The sequence below is a fragment of the Alicyclobacillus fructus genome (assembly GCF_017329605.1).
Taxonomy (GTDB): Bacteria; Bacillota; Bacilli; order Alicyclobacillales; family Alicyclobacillaceae; genus Alicyclobacillus; species Alicyclobacillus fructus.
This window is the reverse complement of the sequence record NZ_JAFMTY010000031.1, coordinates 1-20,625: the sequence shown is the minus strand read 5'-3', so window position 1 is coordinate 20,625 and position 20,625 is coordinate 1. Positions and strand designations below refer to the sequence as shown.

The 20,625-nt window shown below is 63.9% G+C and carries 19 protein-coding genes; 16 read left to right on the top strand and 3 right to left on the bottom strand.

The window, feature by feature from the left end:
• Positions 1–255: 255 nt before the first annotated feature.
• Together J3481_RS13255 and J3481_RS13250 are read right to left on the bottom strand one after the other, a co-directional pair.
• Positions 256–1,584, bottom strand: coding sequence for an MFS transporter (locus J3481_RS13255; RefSeq protein ID WP_206832595.1), 1,329 nt, complete (start codon positions 1,582–1,584; stop codon positions 256–258).
• 96 nt (positions 1,585–1,680) lie between these two features.
• A complete protein-coding gene (locus tag J3481_RS13250) occupies positions 1,681–2,547 on the bottom strand; it encodes a TIGR01777 family oxidoreductase (RefSeq protein ID WP_206832596.1) in 867 nt (288 codons plus the stop codon).
• Positions 2,548–2,688: 141 nt separating this feature from the next.
• Between J3481_RS13250 and J3481_RS13245 the strand changes: the two genes are divergently transcribed.
• The 14 genes from J3481_RS13245 to J3481_RS13180 all read left to right on the top strand — a co-directional run bounded on the left by J3481_RS13245 (position 2,689) and on the right by J3481_RS13180 (position 16,970).
• Entirely contained in the window at positions 2,689–3,132 is a 444-nt protein-coding gene (locus J3481_RS13245) for a DinB family protein (protein WP_206832597.1), read from the top strand.
• Between the two features lie 204 nt (positions 3,133–3,336).
• Positions 3,337–5,097 carry a peptide ABC transporter substrate-binding protein gene (locus J3481_RS13240; protein WP_328702147.1) on the top strand — a complete coding sequence of 587 codons (1,761 nt, stop codon included), beginning with the start codon at positions 3,337–3,339 and terminating at the stop codon, positions 5,095–5,097.
• Between the two features lie 178 nt (positions 5,098–5,275).
• The gene (locus J3481_RS13235; protein WP_206832610.1) at positions 5,276–7,063 is read left to right on the top strand and encodes a peptide ABC transporter substrate-binding protein; all 1,788 of its coding nucleotides are present in this window, start codon (positions 5,276–5,278) and stop codon (positions 7,061–7,063) included.
• A 138-nt stretch (positions 7,064–7,201) separates the two neighbouring features.
• Positions 7,202–7,825 (top strand): YhbD family protein, encoded by a 624-nt coding sequence (locus tag J3481_RS13230; protein WP_206832599.1) that lies wholly within the window; start codon positions 7,202–7,204, stop codon positions 7,823–7,825.
• 39 nt (positions 7,826–7,864) lie between these two features.
• Positions 7,865–8,452: a hypothetical protein gene (locus J3481_RS13225; RefSeq protein ID WP_236011686.1), complete on the top strand. Its 588-nt coding sequence runs from the start codon at positions 7,865–7,867 to the stop codon at positions 8,450–8,452.
• Entirely contained in the window at positions 8,419–9,093 is a 675-nt protein-coding gene (locus J3481_RS13220; RefSeq protein WP_206832600.1) for a polymer-forming cytoskeletal protein, read from the top strand. The genes J3481_RS13225 and J3481_RS13220 overlap by 34 nt, the downstream gene beginning before the upstream one ends.
• Positions 9,094–9,111: 18 nt before the next feature.
• The gene (locus tag J3481_RS13215) at positions 9,112–10,644 is read left to right on the top strand and encodes an MDR family MFS transporter (RefSeq protein ID WP_206832601.1); all 1,533 of its coding nucleotides are present in this window, start codon (positions 9,112–9,114) and stop codon (positions 10,642–10,644) included.
• 29 nt (positions 10,645–10,673) lie between these two features.
• On the top strand, positions 10,674–11,924 hold the full coding sequence (locus tag J3481_RS13210; protein WP_206832602.1) for an MFS transporter: 1,251 nt from the start codon (positions 10,674–10,676) through the stop codon (positions 11,922–11,924).
• Positions 11,925–12,008: 84 nt separating this feature from the next.
• Entirely contained in the window at positions 12,009–12,938 is a 930-nt protein-coding gene (locus J3481_RS13205; RefSeq protein ID WP_206832603.1) for a manganese-dependent inorganic pyrophosphatase, read from the top strand.
• Positions 12,939–13,045: 107 nt separating this feature from the next.
• Complete coding sequence (gene thiE, locus J3481_RS13200) at positions 13,046–13,741, top strand: thiamine phosphate synthase (protein WP_206832604.1); 696 nt, start codon at positions 13,046–13,048, stop codon at positions 13,739–13,741.
• Positions 13,728–14,858 carry a glycine oxidase ThiO gene (thiO, locus tag J3481_RS13195; RefSeq protein WP_328702148.1) on the top strand — a complete coding sequence of 377 codons (1,131 nt, stop codon included), beginning with the start codon at positions 13,728–13,730 and terminating at the stop codon, positions 14,856–14,858. Before thiE ends, thiO begins: the two co-directional genes overlap by 14 nt.
• A 5-nt stretch (positions 14,859–14,863) precedes the next feature.
• Positions 14,864–15,064: a sulfur carrier protein ThiS gene (thiS, locus tag J3481_RS13190; RefSeq protein ID WP_206832611.1), complete on the top strand. Its 201-nt coding sequence runs from the start codon at positions 14,864–14,866 to the stop codon at positions 15,062–15,064.
• 70 nt (positions 15,065–15,134) lie between these two features.
• Positions 15,135–15,923: a thiazole synthase gene (locus J3481_RS13185; protein ID WP_206832605.1), complete on the top strand. Its 789-nt coding sequence runs from the start codon at positions 15,135–15,137 to the stop codon at positions 15,921–15,923.
• Positions 15,924–15,938: 15 nt separating this feature from the next.
• Positions 15,939–16,970 carry a ThiF family adenylyltransferase gene (locus J3481_RS13180; protein ID WP_206832606.1) on the top strand — a complete coding sequence of 344 codons (1,032 nt, stop codon included), beginning with the start codon at positions 15,939–15,941 and terminating at the stop codon, positions 16,968–16,970.
• Between the two features lie 6 nt (positions 16,971–16,976).
• On the opposite strand, the gene J3481_RS13175 is transcribed toward J3481_RS13180, so the two are convergent.
• Positions 16,977–17,966, bottom strand: coding sequence for an SPL family radical SAM protein (locus J3481_RS13175; protein WP_236011685.1), 990 nt, complete (start codon positions 17,964–17,966; stop codon positions 16,977–16,979).
• 189 nt (positions 17,967–18,155) lie between these two features.
• On the opposite strand from J3481_RS13175, the gene nadC reads away from it, so the two are divergent.
• Both nadC and nadB read left to right on the top strand, forming a co-directional pair.
• Complete coding sequence (gene nadC / locus J3481_RS13170) at positions 18,156–19,001, top strand: carboxylating nicotinate-nucleotide diphosphorylase (RefSeq protein ID WP_206832608.1); 846 nt, start codon at positions 18,156–18,158, stop codon at positions 18,999–19,001.
• Between the two features lie 14 nt (positions 19,002–19,015).
• On the top strand, positions 19,016–20,527 hold the full coding sequence (gene nadB, locus J3481_RS13165) for an L-aspartate oxidase (RefSeq protein ID WP_206832609.1): 1,512 nt from the start codon (positions 19,016–19,018) through the stop codon (positions 20,525–20,527).
• Positions 20,528–20,625 lie beyond the last annotated feature (98 nt).

Below are 20,625 nucleotides of genomic sequence, written 5' to 3'. Positions count from 1 at the left end.
CACACAACAGAAAAGGATTTTTATGGCATGTGTTATCTTTCACGAGAAGTGTGCGTCGTTTTCGCTCGCGATGGAATCAGTCATTCTGCAAAAGGCTCACTTAAAAACCCATAGCTTCGCCTCTCCGTCTTGCGCCGTTCGAACCTTTCGCGCGATCCTATCCAGCTCTGCGGAGTGGGGGCGTAGAGTCAGGCTACCTTGACGACGAACGCAATGAAGGGGCCCCGCGGGGAACGATCCGCGGGGCCTCAGGTGTCAATGCGTCAGCGTTGGAGAAGAGTTGGCAGAGGTATCAATCCGCCGCTGTTTATCCGGTTGATGGAAGATGAGCACCGCGAGGACGGACGTCGCCGCGAGCACCGCCATGAGCCAGAAGGCGCTCTTGAAGCTGCCTGTCGCGTTCACAATCCACCCGGTGATGACAGGCGCGAGGAAGCCCGCTGCTGCGAAGAACGTATCCATGACGCCGAGCGCTGTGCCGGTCCGCTCGCGCATCAGATCGACATTCATGGCGTAGAAGGTCGAGTTGGCGCTCATGCCAAAGCCCACCGCAAGGGTGATGAACACGATGGCCGTGGTGAGATCGTGCGTGAAGGTGAGCGGCACGACGCAGAGCGCGGAGAGCAGTTGCGAGATCCAGATGGGATACGATCTCGCCAGGCGCAGGCTGCCCGTGCGGCGCAGGATCCAGTCGGACAGATAGCCCACCAACCACAACAGCACGGTCGCCAGCGCCCACGGCAGGATGGAAAAGGCGCCGACTGACTTCAGGTTCAGGTGGTATTCGCTCTTCAGGTACGATGGCAACCAGGTCATGAAGAAGAACAGATAATAGCCGAACACAAAGAACGACCAGTTGTTCGCCATGAGGGTGCGATTGACCAGCAGATACTTCCACAGAGTGCCGGAGGAAACGTGGTGCGCTTGGCGGAAGCGCATCTCTTTGGCCGATCGCGCCCGGTCGACGGCGTCGGACGCGCGGATATGGCGCAATTCCTCGTCGTTCACGTGACGGCTGTGTTCTGGAAAGTCGCGGAACAAGAAAAACCAGATGGGCACCCAGAGAAGGCCCACGACGCCCAGAATGATGAACATGCCCCGCCAACTCACGCTAAGAATCAGGGAGGTCACGATGGGCGCGCCGATGGCGAGGGCAAGCGGCACGGCCACGAGCGAGTTGGACAGGGCGATGGCCCGCTCGCGCGGGGACAGCCAGTCGCCCACTGCTCGGTTGACCGCGGGGAAATTCGGACCTTCGGCGACGCCGAGCAGGATGCGCATGAGGTAGATGACGGTGAACGACGCCGCGACGCCCGTCAACCCGATGGACAGGCTCCAGAGAAGGGACGCGAAGAACAGGGCCCAGCGGGCGCCGACGTGATCGACCCAGATGCCGCCAAAGAACGTGGTGATCATGTAGCCAATGCCAAAGGCGCCGAGGATCATGCCCACCTGACTGTCGTTGAGGTGCAGGACCTGAGCGATGTCGCCGATGGCGTAGGATATGGCGGATCGGTCGATGTAGTTGACCACGGTGATGAAAAACAAAAGACCGATGATGACCCAGCGAAACCGCGTGGCCATGGCTGGACAGCCTCCTTTCTTGTCTTCCCCTGCTAAAGATTGATAGGGAAATCGATTTCATTCTAGGGCAGGAGGCGGCGGGGGCACAAGTCCGGTTTACAGCAAGTCGCGGATGGCATCGCTTAGGGTGGGGAACCGGAAGGAAAAGCCGAGATCGAGCGCCTGCTGAGGAAGCACGCGTTGGCCCTCCAAGACGAGCGTGGCGCGGCGGCCAAGGGCCATTCGCAGCAGGGCGCCCGGCACATGCGTCAGGTGAGGGCGGCGGAGCGCCTCGGCCAAGGTTCTGGTGAATTCGCGCATGGGTACCGGTTGAGGCGCAGTCGCATTGAAGGGGCCTTCGGCGCGGGGCTCCTCGAGCAGCCAAGCCGCCATGCGCGCCGCGTCGTCCACATGAATCCAGGAAATCCACTGAGATCCGCTTCCGAGAGGACCGCCAAGCCCCAGTTGGAACACGGGCCAGAGGAGGGGGAGCGCACCCCCGTCGCGCCCGAGCACCATTCCGAATCGCAGGATTCCCGTGCGCGTGAACGATCGGAGCGGTGCAGCGGCTTGTTCCCATTCCACACATACGCTGGCCAAAAAGTCGCGGCCGGGCGGAGCGTCCTCGGTGAACGTCTCCGTCAACGACGTGCCGTAGTAGCCGACGGCGGAGGCTTGGACGTACGCCTCGGGCGCCACAGGAAGTTGGCTCAAGGCCGCGATCACGGCATGCACGGTGTCGACCCGGGATCGGACGATCTCGCGCCGATACGCCGCGCTCCACCGCCTCTGGTTGAGCGATGCGCCCGCGAAATTGCAGATGGCATACCGTTCGCCGGTGCGGATGCTGTTGGCAAACGTGTCGCGCAGGGACTCGGCCGTGTAGGGTCGTCGGATGACGTCCGGGATGAGCCCCTGGCGATGAAGTTCTTGTGCCAGATGGCGGCCGATAAACCCTGATCCGCCCAGAATGTAGACGCGCACGCGGACATCTCCTCGTGGTCGTGATACAGGCATTGTAGCAAATCTTTCTTGCGGGCGTGATCGCGCTACAATGAGAGGGGAGAGGTCGGTTGCCAACCCGGAAACCTGGGTCTGGCAGGAGACGAGGAGGGGATCGAAGCCATGTTGAAAGAAATGCAGGATTTGCACGATCTGTACGTGAAGGTCCACGCGACGATTCACCAGATGGTCGACGACCTCGCGGACGAACAATGGGTCAAAAAGCCGGCTGACCATTTCAACAACATTGCGTCGATCTTGGAACACACGCTGCTCGTGGAGCGCCGCTTTTTTGCGCAGTTAAAAGGCGAAACGGCGGACATCGACGCGCGTGCGCCGTTTTTGGCGACAAACTGGGATGTCGCGAAGATCAAGGCGATGTGGGCCGAGAACGAAAGGCTGGCCAAGGACGCGTTCGAGCATCTCACCCCCGAGGATCTGGAGGGACCTGGCGCAAAACTCGGCGTCGGCGAGGTCAACAAGCGCCAGCTTGCGGTCTACGCCATTGCTCATACGGCGCACCACCGCGGACAGATTCCGCTCGTCAAGAAGTTGCTTGGTATTTGACAAAAAAGATGACAGGACACATCGGTGCGCGGCCGGTGTGTCCATTTTGTTGACTTTCCGAAACGAATTTCGGACGGAAGATGGCGATTTGTCACACATCTTCCCCTTTACACAACCGTCGAGTCGCCGTACAATAGGGGGCGATTCTCTGAAATCTCGTTTTAAATGAGAGATTTCCAGAACATTGAGGGGGTTCGAGAGACTGTGAAACGTCGTGGAAAGGCACTTTGGACGGCGGGGGTGGCGGCGGCCGTCGTGCTCGGCGCAACAGGCTGCGGTGCGAGTTATCAAGCCAACGGCTCCTCCGGTGCAACGCCGACAACAAAAGAGGGGGCTGCATCCGCGAGCGCGAACGGCGGCGTGATCGAGTACGCCGTCCAACCGGCCACAGATTTGAACTGGTTTCTTCCGCTGTTCACGGGTCCGACCGACTCGCTGGCCAACGCGCAGCTCGTGTATCAGATGTTCGTTCCGTTGCTTCAGCTCAACAACAATTATCAGATTGACTGGAAGAATTCCATAGCGGAAAAAATCACGTACAACACTGACGGAACGGTGTATCACATCTACCTGAATCCAAAGTGGAAATGGTCCAACGGTCAACCGGTGACGTCCACGGATCTGCTCTTCACGTGGAACGTCATGAAGGCGGCCTGCGCGTCGAACGCGCCAGCGCCGTGGCCGTATGTCGGCGTGGGGACGGGGGATATTCCCAACGGGATCAAGAGTGTCGTGGCCAACGGCCCGTATGAGGTCACCGTCACGCTGAAACAGCCGACCAACCAGCAGTGGTTCATTTACAACGGCCTCATGCAGATGACGCCGCTGCCGGCGAAGTACATGAACGTCAAAAAGAATATGACGGACGAGCTGAAGTACCTCGGCGCGAACGGTCCGAACCTCATGTTTGACAAAGTCGTCGACGGGCCCTTTGAGCCGGTCTACGCAAAGGATCGCCAAGAGTGGGTGCTGAAGCCGAATCCGATGTACGCCGGACATAAGAGCACCGTTTCGAAGCTCATCTTCCTGTACGAGGGATCCGCGGAAGCGGAACTCGCCGCGCTTCGGAGCGGACAGGTCAACGTGGGTTACATCGATCCGTCTGAAGCGGCCGCCGTGCCTCAGTTGAAATCGTCCGGGTTCACCATTGCGCCCGAATACATGTTCGCGGTCTTCTGGACCGAGATGAACATGTATCCGGCCTCTCCGAACTCGAAGATCTTTAATCAGCTCTATGTCCGTCAGGCGCTGATGCAGGCCATCAACAATGAAGAAATCGCGCAGGACATTTATAAGGGGTACGCGGTGCCGCTCCACGGGCCCATTCCGCCGGAACCCAAGACGCAATTCTACGATCCGGCCGTCGCCAAGCTGTACCCATACAATCCTTCCGCCGCGAAGAAACTGCTCGAGGCGCACGGATGGAAACTCGAGAACGGCGTCATGACCAAGGGCAACGAAAAGATGAATTTCACCATGATCTACGCAACGGGCGTGGAGACGACCGTGCAAGAGGCAGAGCTGATTCAGCAGGAGCTCGCGCAAATCGGCGTGAAGGTCTCGCTGAAAGGCATGCCGTTCGATCAGCTCATTTCCGTCACGAGCAACCCGAAGGAGACCAACTGGGATCTCGCGCTCGGTTCCGGGTGGATCTACAGCGGCCCCGGCTATTATCCGTCCGGCGATGGCCTGTTCAACACCGGGGCGCCGAGTGGCACGGGCTTCAGCGATCCGAAGGAAGATCAGTTGATCAACGCGACGCACCAGCCGTACAGTTCGACCAGCGAGACGATGAAACACTTCTATGACTACGAACTGTACACCGCCGAGCAGCTGCCGATGCTTTGGAACGTGAACAACGCGACGGTTGCCGTGGTGGCGCCGAATGTGCACAACGTGTTGCCCTACTACAATGGCGCCGTCGGGATTCCGGAAATGCAATATTGGACGGTCTCCGGTCAGTGACACGGGCGCAAGCATGAAGAGATGTGAAGAGGTATTGAAGATCTCTTTAAAAAATGCGTGCAATGCGCAATTGGACTTGCTATACTAGACTCGTCCTTGGTTCTACACCTGCTACTGGCCCGCATCGAGCGGTACCGTTCGGTGCGGGCATTCTCTAGGCTTTCACGGGGAGGTACAAATCGTGCGAAAAATGAGAAAACGAGCGCTTGTTTCAGGGGCAGCTGCGGCCGCTATCGTGCTGGGCGTTACAGGATGCGGCACGGCGACGACGAACTCGGCTACCTCGACGAACGCTTCCTCCAGCAACAGCGCGAGCGCTGCAAGCGCTTCGACAGGCGCTGCAAGCGTCAATCCCGCAGGCGTGATCGACTACGCGTTGCCGCCTCAGGTGGACCTCAACTGGTTCCTGCCCATTTTTAACGCGGCGAACGACTCGCTGTATAACGCGCAGCTGGTGGACCAGCTTTACATCCCGATGTTGGTGTTGAACAACGACTACAGCATCAATTGGCAGGACTCCATCGCGAAGAACATCACGTACAACAAGGAAGGTACGGTGTACCATATCTTCCTGAATCCCAAGTGGAAGTGGTCCAACGGCCAACCGGTGACCTCGAAAGACGTCCTCTTTACGTGGAACGTCATCAAGGCGGCGTCCGCGTCGAACGCGCCGAAGCCGTGGCCGTTTGTCGGAGTGGGCACGGGCGACATTCCGGATGGCATCAAGAGCGTGGTGGCCAATGGCCCGTATGAAGTGACCATTACGCTGAAGCAACCGGCGAACCAGCAGTGGTTCATCTACAACGGCATCATCCAGCTCACGCCGCTGCCGGCTTCTTACATGGACGTGAAGTCGAACATCACGGACGAAATCAAATACCTGGGCGCGAATGCGACCAACCTGATGTTTGACAAGGTGGTCGACGGTCCGTTCAAACCAGCCGTGGCGAAGGACAAGCAGGAGTGGGTGATCGTCCCGAATCCGAGCTACGCGGGGCACAAGCCGCAGGTCAGCAAGGTGGTCTTCCAGTACATGGGCTCGAACGAGTCGGAGTTTGCGGCACTGCGCAGCGGCCAGGTCAACGTCGGCTACCTGGATCAGTCGCAGCTCGGCTCCGAGTCGGCTCTCACGTCGATGGGCTACACGGTCACGCCGGAGTACGCGTTCGGCATCTTCTGGATTGAGATGAACATGTACAAGGGCTCGCCCAACGCCAGCATCTTCGATCAGCTGCCGGTCCGCCAGGCGCTGCAGATGGCGATTGACCGTCAGACCATGGTGAAGGACATCTACAAGGGCTTCGCGGTGCCTCTCTACGGACCGATTCCGCCGCAGCCGTCGACCAAGTTCTACGATCCGGCCGTGAATGGTCTGTACAGCTTCAACCTCGCCAAGGCGAAGCAGACGCTGGAGAGCGCCGGGTTCCATCTGAAAAACGGCGTCATGACCAACGCGCAGGGCAAAAAGTTGGAGTTCACCATGATGTACGTCACCGGCAACGAGTCGACGCAGCAGGAGGCCGAGCTGGTGCAGCAGGATCTGGGGCAGATCGGCGTGAAGGTGCAGCTCAAGGGCGAGCCGTTCCCGCAGTTCATCTCCATCACGTCCGATCCGTCCAATCATTCCTGGGATCTCGCGCTTGGCTCGGGTTGGGTCTACAACGGCCCCGGCTTCTATCCGTCCGGCGAAGGCCTGTTCAACACCGGTGCGCCGAGCGGTACGGGGTTCAGCGATCCGAAGGAAGATCAGCTGATCAATGCCACGCACCAGCCGTACCCGACCACAGCCCAGACCATGAAGGTGTTCGACGAGTACGAGACGTACACGGCGAAGGTTCTGCCGTTCCTGTGGACGGTCAATCCGGCGACGCTCGTCGTGGTGGCTCCGCACGTCCAGGGCGTGCTGCAGCACCTGAACGCCGCGGACGGGCTTCCCGAGATGCAGTACTGGTACGTGACGAAGTGAGCCCTGAGATCAAGGCGCCTGCCGACCTGGCGGGCGCCTTTTCGATTTCGCCCGCACGTTCTGGGTCTCGCGAACGAAGTTGGACTTGCGTAACGTAACAATGTTATGTTACGATAGCGCCGACGGAGATGATGTCGTATGGACGAGGAACTGATCTCGAAAAAAGAATTGCTCGATCTCGCCGGGATCTCCTATGGACAACTCTACCGGTGGAAGCGGAAGAAACTCATCCCAGAGGAATGGTTCATCCGCAAGTCCACATTCACCGGGCAGGAGACGTTCTTTCCGCGCGACAAGATCTTGAGCCGCATCGAACAGATCAAGCAGTGGAAGGACGATGTGCCGCTCGACGAATTGGCGAAGCGCCTGTCTCCAGACGGGATCGACCTGGAACGGGCGGTGGATGACCTCGTGCGGCTCGGCATCGTGAGCGATCTCGCCCGCCGCCTCTATGCGGAGGTCTATCCGCGCGCGCGCGTCCTCGCGTTCCGGGAAATTGTCGCCGTATATCTCGTGCACGAGGCGCTCCAGAGCGGGCAGGTGAGCCTCGATGAAGCGAGGCAACTGGTTTCTGCGTACGAACAAAGTGTAACAGTGTTTCGTGATATGCAGATGCGGATCGATCTCGTCCGCAAGCTCGGCGTCGGGATTTGGTTGGCGCGCGCGCCCAATGCCGAGGTGGTGCTCGATCCGCAGGCGAACGTCGCGTTCTCCATCGACGTGGCGCGCGCGATCGAACAGCTGAAGCTGAAACTGATGTGATGGCGGGGATGGAAGTCAAATCAGGGGTGGTGATTGCATATGCCTGAGGATTTGGAGGTTTCCGGCCGGACCTCGATGGGCGGCGGCACGTACCGCCGAATTGAGGTGAACGGCATGGCCAAGATGGTGGGGGACGTGGTGTGCGAGTCCTGCGAGGTCAATGGCAGCGCCGAAATGGGTGGCAGCTTGCGCGTCGATGGGCGCCTGGAGGTGAACGGGCGCATGACGGCGGTCGGGCCGATCGCGGCCGGGGCGTTTGAGGTCAACGGCATGTGTGACGTGGACGGGAACTGCGCCGACGAGATCGAGTTTGAACTGGTGGGGAAATCGACCGTCCGCGAGATCGGGTGCACGACGCTCAAGGTGTCCGTGGGCAAAGGGGGATGGTTTTCGAAGCCGCGGCTCGAGGTGGAGACGATTGAAGGAGACGAGATCGACGTCGAGGCCGTGCTGGCCCGCCGGATTCGCGGGGACGTGGTGGTCATTGGCGACGATGCAGGGTCGATCGCGTCGAATACCGAACCTCGTTTGAGCGGCGCGGATCGTCGATGGTCGGGGAGGCGGTGCAAATCTGACGCGCGGGGGCGATGGTCATGGAACATGAAAGGAAGCCGAATCTCGTCGTGATGGGCGAATCCACCACGGCTGGCGGGCGCTTTGGCAAGGTTCGCATCATGGGCCAGGCGGACGTCACGGGACCGATGGAGTGCGATGGCGTGCGCGTGATGGGCCAGCTTGAGGCGCGATCGGACCTGTCGGCCGAGACTGCGCTCATCCTCGGCCAGGTCGTCTGCCGCGGCGACATGGTCGTAGGGAAGTTGGATGTGAAAGGAGCGCTCACGTGTGCGGGGCACCTGTCGACCAGCCAACTGAAGACCGCTGGCGAGGTGGCGGTCAAGGGCAACTGCGGCGCTGATTGGGCCCTGATTCGCGGCGCGCTGAGCGTGGAGGGGCTGTTGTCCGCGGACGAGGCGCGCGTCGTCCTGCATGGCCCATGCCGCGTGCGGGAGATGGGCATGGGGAGGCTCATGGTCGAGCTGCCGAAATGGCCCTGGGGGCAACCCATGCGCAAGCATGGCACGCTGGTGGCCGACGTGATCGAAGCGGACGTGGTCGATCTCGTCCATACGCGTGCGCGCGTGGTGCGGGCGCAAGCTGTGCGCCTCGGCCCGGGATGCGAAATTGAGTGCGTGGAATACAGCCGCTCGTACGAGGCCCATCCGAGCGCGCGAGTGGAACGCGTGACGGACGTGGGCGCGGCCGGTTAACATGTGAGGAGGAATTGTGTGTCAGCAGAACGAACGTCAAACCGGAGCCTGGTGGTGCTCGCCCTGCTGCTCGGCATCTTCGTCGCGGCCATGGACAACACGATTGTGGCCACCGCGACGGGAAACATCGTGGCCCACCTCGGTGGCCTCGAGCAGATTGTCTGGATCACGGCGGCCTACATGCTGACCGAGATGGCCGGGATGCCCATCTTCGGGAAGCTTTCCGACATGTACGGCCGCAAGCGGTTTTTCATGTTTGGCATAGCGGCCTTTCTCATCGGCTCCGTTTTGTGCGGGACCGCTCAGAACATGACCGAGCTCGCCATCTACCGCGCGATTCAGGGGATTGGCGGCGGCGCGCTCATGCCGATTGCGTTCACCATTATCTTTGACGTGGTGCCGCCCAAGGAGCAGGGCAAGTTTTCGGGGCTCTTCGGCGCGGTCTTCGGCATGGCGAGCATCTTCGGTCCCCTCCTTGGGGCGTATATCACCGAGCACTGGTCGTGGCGGATTGTCTTCTATATCAACGTGCCGATAGGCGTCGTCGCCTTCCTGTTGATTCTGTTCGCGTACCGCGAGTCGGCGCGCCACGGGCGGCAGGCCATCGACTGGCTTGGCATTTTCACGTTGGTCCCCGGCGTGACCGCGCTCACGTTCGCGCTCGAGTTCGGCGGACAGACCTATCCCTGGAATTCCGCGCCGATTCTCACGGGCTTCACCGTTGCGGCAGCGCTGCTCTCGCTGTTCTTCGTGGTGGAGATGAGGGCGCAGGAACCTGTCGTCTCGCTCCACCTGTTCCGCAAGCGGTCGATTGCCGTTTCGAACGTCGCGGGCATCTTGAGCGGCAGCGCGTACATCGTGGCGGTCGTGTGGGTGCCCATCTATGTGCAGGGCGTGCGAGGAGGATCTCCCATCGACGCGGGTCTGTTTCTGCTGCCCATGATGGTCGGGTCGTCTGTGACCGCGGCAATGGGAGGGCGTTTCGCGAGCCGCGCGCCCTACCGGACGGTGCTGTTGCCATTCGCCATTGTCTTTGGCCTTGGCATCGCCCTGCTCTTAGGGCTTGGCCCGAGTACGCCGACTTGGCTGGTGATCCTGGATATGGCGGTGGTGGGGATTGGCATCGGCCCGTTTTTCTCCGTCACCGGCATGGCCGCGATGAGCGATCTCGACGCTCGAAACCGCGGGGCCGGCAGTTCGACCAACAGCTTCGTGCGTGAGCTCGGCATGACGGTCGGGATCGTCATCTACGGGGCCATTCAGAAGCACGCGTTTGCGCACCAGGTGGCGGAGGCGTTTCAGGGCGTGCCTCAGGCGCGAGCATTCAGCCACATGGATCCTCGCGCCATCATGTCCCCGCAGACGCGGATGCAGATTCCCGATTTCGTGCTGCAAAAGCTCGTCGACGAGCTCAATCAGTCGATTCATAGCGCCTTCTTCTGGGATCTGATTCCGTGCCTGCTGACCGTCGCAGCCGTGTGCGGGTTCGGTCGATCCCGCTTCTCGCCGCAAGCCTGGGCGATGGCTCCGGCGGACGAGGCGGTGGAGTAAGGTCAAAATCCGTGTGAGGAGAGATCCCCATGTTCCGAGTACTCCGATGGCCGGCGTTCACCTCGGTCTGGCTGGGGCAGATCTTGTCGCAGGTCGGCACGCAGCTGTTTTTCATCATGGCGTATTGGGAACTTCAGCTCCACTCACCGTACCTGTTGTCCGCGGCGGGCCTGACGCTGACGCTGCCGAACCTTCTGTCGGCCGTGGGCGGCAGCCTCGTGGACCGCTGGGACGCCCGCTTCGTGATGCTTTGGACCGATCTCGTCCGAGCCTCGGTCTCGCTGTTTGGCGCCTTGGTCTACGAGTTTTGGCCTCATGCATTTGTGCCCGTGACGCTCGTCATCCTTGCCGCGCACGGCCTCGGAGGGAGCCTGTTTGGGCCCGCGGAGAGCGTGATCCTCCCGCGCCTAGTGCCCGAGGAGGATCTGGCGGCGGCCAATGGACTCGCCATGACCACGTCGCGATTGGCCATCTCCGTTGGCGCGGCCGTTGGGGGCGCGTCGCTCGTGGCCATCGGGGTCCCATGGATTGCCGCCATCGACGGCCTCAGCTTTCTCGCGAGTGCCGCCGCCGTCACCAACGTCATTCGCCTGTGGCACCGGGAGGGAAAAGTTTGGCGAGATAGCGCCGCAAAGGCGAAGCCAGATGCTTCCGTGGTCTCGCAGATCATGGAGGGATGGCGCATCGTCGCGCGTATGCGATGGTTCGTCGCCGTTTTGCCCATCCTTGTGCTCCTCAACTTCTCCTTCGCCGGGGTGGACGTGCTCTTATCCGTGTGGACGCACCGCGTGCTGCACGGAGGTGCTGCTCAATTCGGCGCCATGAACGCGACTTTGTCCTTCGGGCAGCTGCTTGGCAGCCTCTGCGCCGGTTTCGCCGCGAAGATGAGCGCTCGCACGGGGCTTCTCACCTTCGGCGGTTTGACGTCGGCGTCGATCCTCGCCTTCAGCTTTTCCCGCTCCGTGCCGTTCTCGCTCGCGACGAGTGTGGTCGAGGGCGTGTCCATTGCCATCATCAATGCGATCGGTTTCGCCCTGATGCAGCGCGCGATTCCCGAGGAGGTGCGGGGGCGCGCGTTTGGCCTCATCTACTCGTTCGCGGGCGTGGCGGTGCCGCTCGCGAACGCGCTCGCCGGCGTTTCCCTGCGCGTGGTGCCCATTGCGGCGTGGATGTGGCTCTGTTCCGCCGCTTGCGCCGCGCTCACCGTCGGCTGGTGGCGGGCCGTCCCACGCAAAGGTGCCGCAGGCCATCCCGCCTCGGACGCGGCGCCGAACGCATGATGCCTCGCCATCCGTGCAAACAGGCCCTTCAACCTGATATACTGGATTCGAATGTTTACAAAATCGCTTGGAGGAGTCGGCTGCATGGCGAAGCGCTTGATTTTCGGCCATCAAAATCCGGATACCGACGCGATCACGTCCGCGATCGCATACGCTCACCTGAAGCGCGAACTGGGCGAGGACGTGGAGCCCGTCGCGCTCGGGGAGCCCAACCCTGAGACGCAGTTCGTGCTCGGCCACTTCGGCGTGTCCGCGCCGCGCGTGGTCGAGGGCGTCGCGAGCGAAGTGGACGAAGTCATTCTGGTCGATCACAACGAGCGCCAGCAGAGCGCGCCGGACATCGACAAGGTGAAGGTCGTTGAGGTGATCGACCACCACCGCATCGCGAACTTCGAGACGGCGGATCCGCTGTATTACCGGGCGGAGCCGGTGGGGTGCACGGCCACCATTCTCGACAAGCTGTACAAGGAAAAGAACGTGTCGATTCCGCGCCACGTGGCGGGCATCATGCTGTCTGCCATTATCTCCGACACGCTCTTGTTGAAGTCGCCCACCTGCACCGAGGAGGACGTGCGGGCGGCGCGCGAACTGGCGGAAGTGGCAGGCGTGAAGCTTGAGGAGTACGGTCTTCAGATGCTCAAGGCGGGTGCGGATCTCAGCCAGAAGACCGTGGAGGAACTGCTCACGCTGGACGCGAAGGAGTTCCAGATGGGGAGCCACAAGGTCGAGATCGCGCAGGTGAACGCGGTCGACGTGAACGACGTGCTCGCGAAGAAGGCCGACATCCTTCAGGCCATCGAGAAGAAGATCGCCGACAAGGGCCTGGACCTGTTCTTCTTCGTGGTGACCGACATCTTGAACAACGACTCTGTCGGGGTGGCGCTCGGTCGCGCCGCACACGCCGTCGAAGAGGCGTACGGCGTCAAGCTGGAGGACCATCAGGCGCTCTTGAAGGGCGTCGTCTCGCGCAAGAAGCAAATTGTGCCGGTGCTCACGGACGTCCTCTCCAAGTGAGCGGCACTTCCAATTGAATCGCTGCCTAGCGGCGGCGCGTTTGCGAGGTTCAGACTGGAAACCTGCCGTGCCCTTCGGGGTGCGGCTTTTCTTTTGGAGATGACAACATGACCCATGTGCTCCATGTGCTGAGTGATCGAACGCGCGGGGCGGCGGTGCCGCTCGAGGAGGCGCTGTGGCTCGCGGCCCTCGGTGGAGCGGACGTGATCCAGATCCGGGAGAAGAAGGCGCCCGCCCTTGCGGTGTACGAGTTCGCCCTTTCCCTGTTGGCGAGACTTGACGAGCGTCAGGTGCCGTCGCGGGTGTTTGTGAACGATCGCCTGGATGTTGCGATGGCTGTGGGCGCGGCCGGCGTTCACCTGGCCGCGAAGTCCATTCCCGTGGCCGCGGCGCGCAAGATCGTGGACCAGGCCGGCGGAGGGCTTATCGTCGGCTGCTCCGTCCACTCGCTTGAAGAGGCGGTCGCGGCCGAGGCCGCTGGAGCCGACTACGTGACCTTTGGGCACATTTTTCCGACCGCGTCTCACCCGGGGGTGCCGCCGAAAGGCGTGCGGCAACTCGCCCAGGTGGTGGAGGCGGTGTCGATCCCGGTCGTGGCCATCGGTGGGATGGACGCGTCGAACGTCGGCGAGGTCCTGGCGACCGGAGCGAGCGGCGTCGCCGTGATCGGCGCGGTGCTCGAGGCGCAGGATCCTCGGGCGGCGGCGGAGCGGCTCAAGGAGGCCATGGCGAGATCGCCCGCGTCGCCGAAGGTGCCGTTTCCCAGGGCGCACAAAGGAGGGATGCCGCGTGCAAGTCTATGACGCCGTGGTGGTGGGTGGCGGCGCCGTGGGCATGGCGTCGGCGCGAGCGCTTGCTCAGGCCGGACTGTCCGTGGCCGTGATCGACCGCGGCAGGCTTGGCGGAGAAGCGTCGAGCGCCGCCGCCGGGATGCTCGGGGCGCAGCTCGAGGCGCACGCCCCGGACGCGTTTTACCACCTGTGCCGCGCGAGCCGCGCCATGTATCCGGAGTTTGCGGCATCGTTGCTGGAAGAGACGGGCATCGACATCGAGTGGGTGGAGAACGGGATCTTGCAGCTCGCCCGGACGGAGGAGGACGCCCTGGCGCTCAAATCGCGCATGCGCTGGCAACGGGCGTCGGGCGATCGCGCGGACTGGTTGGAAGCCGCGGCGGTGCGCGACATGGAGCGCGGCGTCGCCGAGGACGTGATCGGCGCGCTGTATCTGCCGCGCGACGGGAATGTTCACGTGCCAAGGCTGAGCGCCGCGCTGCGCGCTGCGGTGGTCCGCACGTGCGCGGTCGTCGAGGGGGAAGAGGTGATCGCGGTGGAACGCGACGGCGCGCATTGGCGCGTCCGAGGCGCGCGGGACGTGTATGCCGCGGAGCGCGTGGTCATCGCGGCGGGGGCGTGGTCGTCGCCGTTGCTCCGAGCGCTCGGCGTTCCGCTCGAGGTGCGCCCCGTGAAGGGCCAGATGTTCGCGATACGCCCGCCTGGCGGGGCTGCGCTGCGACGCACGGTGTACGATGCGGGAACGTATCTCGTGCCGAAGCGGGACGGGACCGTGGTCATCGGCGCGACGGAGGAGCCGGAGGCCGGTTACGACAAGCGCAACACGGTGGACGGCCTGGCCGCGCTCGCGGCGAAGGCGCTGATGGCCGTGCCCGGCCTTCGCGGGGGCGAGTGGCTGCGCGCGTGGAGTGGGCTCCGGCCGCGACTCACAGGCGAAGCCATCGATCCGGTGATCGGACCCTGGCCTGGCGCCGAGGGGCTGATCCTGGCCGTGGGTCACTTCCGGAACGGCGTGCTGCTCGCGCCCATCACGGGCCGCATGGTGACCGCTGCCGCCTTGGGCCTCGCGCCCGAGCCTCTCTGGCTTTCGTTTTGGCCCGAATCGCGCGCGGCGGCTTTCGGGAGGTGATGCGCATGCGGATCCGTCTCAACGGGAAGGAGGTCGTCCTCCCCGATGGCGCGACGGTGGACGATCTCGTCCGCCACTACGGCCTCGACGGCGAGCCCGTTGCCATCGAACGCAACGGACAAATTGTGGATCGAGAGGCTTTCGCCGGCGAAGTGCTGGCGGAGGGCGACGTGATCGAAATGGCGCGATTTGTCGGCGGCGGCTGACCCGAGGCCGGATAGAGGCCGAGTGCAGAATCGAATGTCAGCCGGCAGGCGTTCTTGCGATGGAAGGAGAATGTTTCCCGTGGAACCTTTGGTGATTGCAGGCCGATCATTCCGGTCCCGGCTCATGCTGGGCACGGGCAAGTACGATTCCCTGGAGGTCATGCGCGATGCGCTCGACGCCTCGGGCGCCGAGATCGTCACCGTCGCCGTGCGGCGGGTGAATCTCGAGTCGCGCGAACCGTCCATCCTGTCGTACATCGATCTCCAGCGCTACACGCTGTTGCCGAACACCGCAGGATGTCACACGGTGGAGGAGGCTGTTCGCACAGCGCGTTTGGCGCGCGCCGCCGGCCTCTCCAACTGGATCAAACTTGAGGTCATTCCGGACGATGGCACGTTGCTTCCCGATCCCATCGCGACGGTGCAAGCGGCGGAGATCCTCGTCAAGGACGGCTTCGTCGTGCTGCCGTATACGACGGACGATCACGTCGTGGCCCGCCGCCTGCTTGAGGTCGGCTGCGCGGCCGTGATGCCGTACGGATCCGCCATCGGCACGGGGCGCGGCCTCGAAGCCGTGGAGCGCATCGCGCGGATTGTCGACGAGGTCCGCGGGCGGGTGCCGGTGGTGGTGGACGCGGGCATCGGCGCGCCGTCCGACGCGGCGCTCGCCATGGAGACCGGGGCGGACGCGGTCCTTGTCAACACGGCCATCGCCCGCGCGGGCGATCCGGTGGCCATGGCGCGGGCGATGCGCCTGGCCGTCGAGGCTGGGTACCTCGCGCGCCGGGCCGGGCGGATTCCCAAGTCGAGCGTGCCGTCGCCGTCGAGCCCGGAGGCTGGCGTCGTGGGGCGAAGCTGAAAGGGAGGCCGCTTCATGACGGACTTTGCATTCGAACATCGATATTCGCGCCAGATTCGGTTCCGCCACCTCGGCGCGGAGGGGCAGGCTCGGATTTCGCGGGCACGCGTGGCCGTCGTCGGACTCGGTGCGCTCGGCACGGCGAGCGCGTCCCAGCTTGCGCGGGCCGGCGTGGGATATCTGCGCCTCATCGACCGCGACGTGGTCGAGCCGTCGAACCTCCAGCGCCAGCTCCTGTACACCGAAGACGACGCGCGCCTGGCCAAGCCGAAGGCTATCGCGGCCCGCGATGCGCTCGCGGCCGCCAATAGCGACATTGAAGTCGAAGCGGTCGTGGACGATCTCGACGCCGCGAACGCGGAGCAGCTGCTCGCCGACGTGGACGTCGTGATCGACGGAAGCGACAACTTCGAAGTGCGCTACCTGATCAACGAGGTCGCGGTCAAGCACAACCTGCCCTGGGCCTATGCGGGCGCGGTGGAGGCGCACGGCACCAGCGCCTTTCTGCGGCCCGGGCACACGCCGTGCCTCGTGTGCCTGATTGGATACGGTGCACGGGTCGGACATGACACGTGCGACACCGTCGGCGTCATCGCGCCGATTGTGCAGTGGATGGCTTCGTTCCAGGTGGCGGAAGTCCTCAAGTTTCTAGCGGGCCGCGAGGACGCCCTGTCCGATGCCATTCTCCAGGCGGATCTGTGGCATACCGACGTGCGGCTCATCCGCATGGGCCAGCCAAAGCCGGACTGCCCGTGCTGCGCGCGGCGCGAGTTTGTCGCCCTCGGCGCTGGCCGTCGAGCGCTCTCGGTGACGTTCTGCGGCCGCCAGACCATCCAGGTCAGGCCGCAGCATGACGCGTCCCTTTCTCTCGATGCGCTCGCGGCCCGCCTGCGCCCGCTGGGACACGTGCGCGCGAGCGATGCGTTGCTCCGCTTCGAGACGGGGGATGTGGCCCTCACGGTGTTTCCGAACGGCCGCGCGCTCGTCCACGGCACGGACGATCCGGCCCGCGCCCGCGCGCTTTACGCGCAGTACATCGGCATGTGAGGTCCGTCAAATCGGCAACGTCAGCTGGACGCAGCGAGGCCCGGGCGAGGAAGAAAGGGCCTCGCCGCCCATCGGGCCGTCGTCTCGCAGAGGGACCGATGGGTTGCCCGGCGCATGCAGGCGTGACGGCAGACCCGCCCTCCGCCTGGCAGCATCTTCGACGGCGTAAAGTCGGTCCGCGTACCAGCGCGGCGGATAGGCGCGGCCGTTGTAGAGAGCCTCATACCGAGGCACGAGCGCTGGATAGGCCTGCTTTAGCACGGAGAAGAACCACGGCTTGACCTCCGGCGCAAGCCGCAGCGGAGACACCATGACGTCCATCGCGCCGTGGTCCCTCGCCGCTCTCATCACCGCCGCGATGGCTTCGGCGCCATCGGTGAGGTAGGGCAGAACCGGGGCAATGAAGGCGCTCACGGGGACGCCGGCTTGCGCGAGCCGCCGAATGGCGCGCAGGCGCACGGCGGGGGGCGGCGTGGCGGGTTCGAACGCGCGCCAGATCCCCGCGTCGAGCGTGTGCAGGCTCACGTGTACGCCGGTCAGCCGGGCGGTTTGGAGCAGGTCGAGATCGCGCAAAACGAGCGGCGATCTCGTCGTGATGCTGAACCGCACGCGGTATCGGGCGAGGACCTCGAGGCACTGGCGCGTGATCTGCATGCTCGCCTCGGCAGACTGATAGGGATCCGTCGCCGTTCCGATGGCGACGGTGCCGAGCGCCGCCGACATGCGCTCGAGATCTCCGCCCGCGCGTTCGAGCCGGGCCGCGAGTTCCGCCTCGAGAAGGGCGGGGAGATCCTGCTTCACGTGGATCCGCGAGCGAAACGCGTCGTCCGCGCTGTACCCCAAATACTCGTGCGTGCCCCGCGCGTAGCAGAACGCGCACCCGTGTCCGCACCCGCGATAGGGATTGAGCGACCACGCAAACGGCATGCTCGCGGCTCGCACCCGATTCAGCGCGTGCTTCACGCGCAGGTTGAGCAATTTGGGCGCCTCCACCATCGCGCACCCCCATGCCATGATGTCGAGATCGAACATATGTTCTGATCCGACTATACTCCCGATCGCCTCGCAATGCAAGGGTCGAGCAATTTCCAGGTGCAATGCATTTTTGTATGTGCTACTGTATATACAGCTGATTAGACAGGTGACCCGCGCCTTCGCGGGCGCGGGGAGGAGGCGTGAGCGGCGATGGGGTTGGACATGGTGACGCGCGATCTCGTCCGCCTCGCGCTCGCGGAAGACCTGGGGCGGGGCGACCTCACCACGGAGGCGGTCATCCCCCCAGGCGCGACGGCGCGCGCGAGCGTGTGGATCAAGGAGAATGCGAGAGTTTGCGGCACAGAGGTGTCGGCATGGGTGTTTCACGAGGTGGACCCAGGCCTTGAGGTGAGGATCGACCGCGCGGACGGGATCGATCTCGACGGGCCTTGTGCCGTGATGCACATCGAGGGCGCGGCGCGATCGATCCTGGCGGCGGAGCGGACAGCGCTCAATTTTCTGTCGCGCTTGACGGGGGTCGCCACAGCTGCCCGAGATGCGGTCCGGGAAATTGCAGGCACGAAGGCTCGAATCTTGGACACGCGCAAGACGACGCCGGGATGGCGGGCGCTTGAAAAATACGCGGTGCGTGTCGGGGGCGGGTGGAACCACCGCTTCGCCCTCGACGACATGGTGCTCATCAAGGACAACCACATCGCCGTCGCGGGCGGCGTCCGGGAGGCCGTCATGCGCGCCAAGGCGTGGGCGGGCTTTGCTCACAAAATCGAGGTGGAGGTTGAGTCCTTGGACCAGTTGGAGGAGGCTCTTGCCGCCGGCGCCGACATCGTGCTGCTCGACAACATGGACCTCGAGACGATGCGCGAGGCGGTCCGGCGCGTGGCGGGCCGGGTTCCGCTGGAGGCGTCCGGCAACATGCGCCCGGGTCGGTTGAGGGCGGTGGCGGAGACGGGGGTCGACTTCATCTCGATGAGTCACATCACCATGCGCGCCGCGGCTGTGGACGTCGGGTTGGACATCGACATGGATCTCGCCTAAGGAGGTGCGCCGCGATGGAAACGGCAGGCGTCGTGGTCGTCGGTGCCGGGATCGCTGGTCTGAGCGCCGCCATGGCGGCGGCGGAGGTGGAAGACGTGTGTGTCATCGCCGGCGCCGGGCCCGGCGCGTCGAGCTCGGAGCGCGCGCAGGGTGGACTTGCGGCCGCCATCGGTGTCGGCGATCATCCGGATTTTCACGCCGAGGACACCGTGCGCGCAGGCGCGGGGCTGTGCGACGTGGAGCGGGTGCGCGAACTGGCGCAGGAAGCGCCGGGCGTGGTGGAGTGGCTGATGGAACTTGGCGTTCCGTTCGATCGCGACGGGTCCGGGCGACTCGCGCTCGGTCGCGAGGGCGGCCACGGCCGGGCGCGCATCGTGCACGCGGGGGGCGACGCCACGGGGCGCTTCATCACGGAGGCGCTCTGGCAGGCCGCTAGGCGCCATCCGCGGATTCAAATCCGGCAGGAAGTCTGCGTGGGCATTGCGCAGGACGCGTCCGGACGGGCGGTGGGCGTATGGACGTGGGATGGGGCCAGGCATCGCATGATGGCGGCCCGGCGCGCTGTGGCCCTCGCCACCGGCGGAACCGGCGCGCTCTTCGGCCGCACGTCCAACCCCATCACGGCGGTGGGTGCCGGGATCGCGCTCGCCTACCACGCGGGCGCGGCGCTCGCCAACCTCGAGTTTGTGCAGTTTCACCCGACGCTGTGGATCGGGACCGGCGGTGAGGCGATGCTCGTTTCGGAGGCGCTCCGCGGCGCGGGTGCCGTCTTGGTCAAGGAGAACGGGGCGCCGCTCTTCGCGAATCCGCGCCACAATCTGCGGACGCGGGATGTCGTCGCGCTCGCCATCGCGCGGGCGGAGGCGAACGGCGAGCGAGTGTATCTCGACGCGACGCGGGTGCCTGACGTCGCGTCGCGCTTTCCGTCCATCGTGTCGCGCCTGCGGGGCGCGGGACTAGATCCGGCATTGCGGCCGATCCCGGTGACGCCAGGGGCTCACTTCCTGATGGGTGGCGTCGAGGCCGATCTCGCCGGACGGACGTCGGTCCCAGGGCTGTTTGCGCTCGGCGAAACGGCGTGCACAGGTGTACACGGCGCCAATCGACTGGCGAGCAACTCGCTTCTGGAGTGCGTGGTGATGGGGCGGCGATTTGGGCGAGCCGTGCGCGAGGAGCCGGCGGCGCAAGTGCCCGCCCTGGTGGAACCTCGCTGGCTGTACCAGCCGCGGGAGGACGAGGCGGCCCTCCTCAAGCTGGCTCCCGTCATGTGGCAAGGCGCCGGCCTTGTGAGACACGAAACGGGGCTTCGGGCCGCCTTGGCGGAGGTGGATGGCCTCGCGCGCCAGCTGCCTGGGTCCGCGGCGGCTTTGGTCGCGACGCTCATCGTCCGCGCAGCCTTGTGGAGGAGGGAGAGCCGGGGCAGTCACGTTCGAGAGGACGCGCCAGTGCCTCACCCGGACTACTGCCGTCCGAGCCGCATCGCGATGTCCGAGTACGCGGTCACGTCGGTCGTCACAATGTACTGAAGACCTGCGGTGAAATGTCAAGGGGGTGACGAATGAAATTCGTGTAAGTTCAACTTGAGACAAAGCAAGCCCCCCCTAAGGAGGGTGATTGGAAGTTT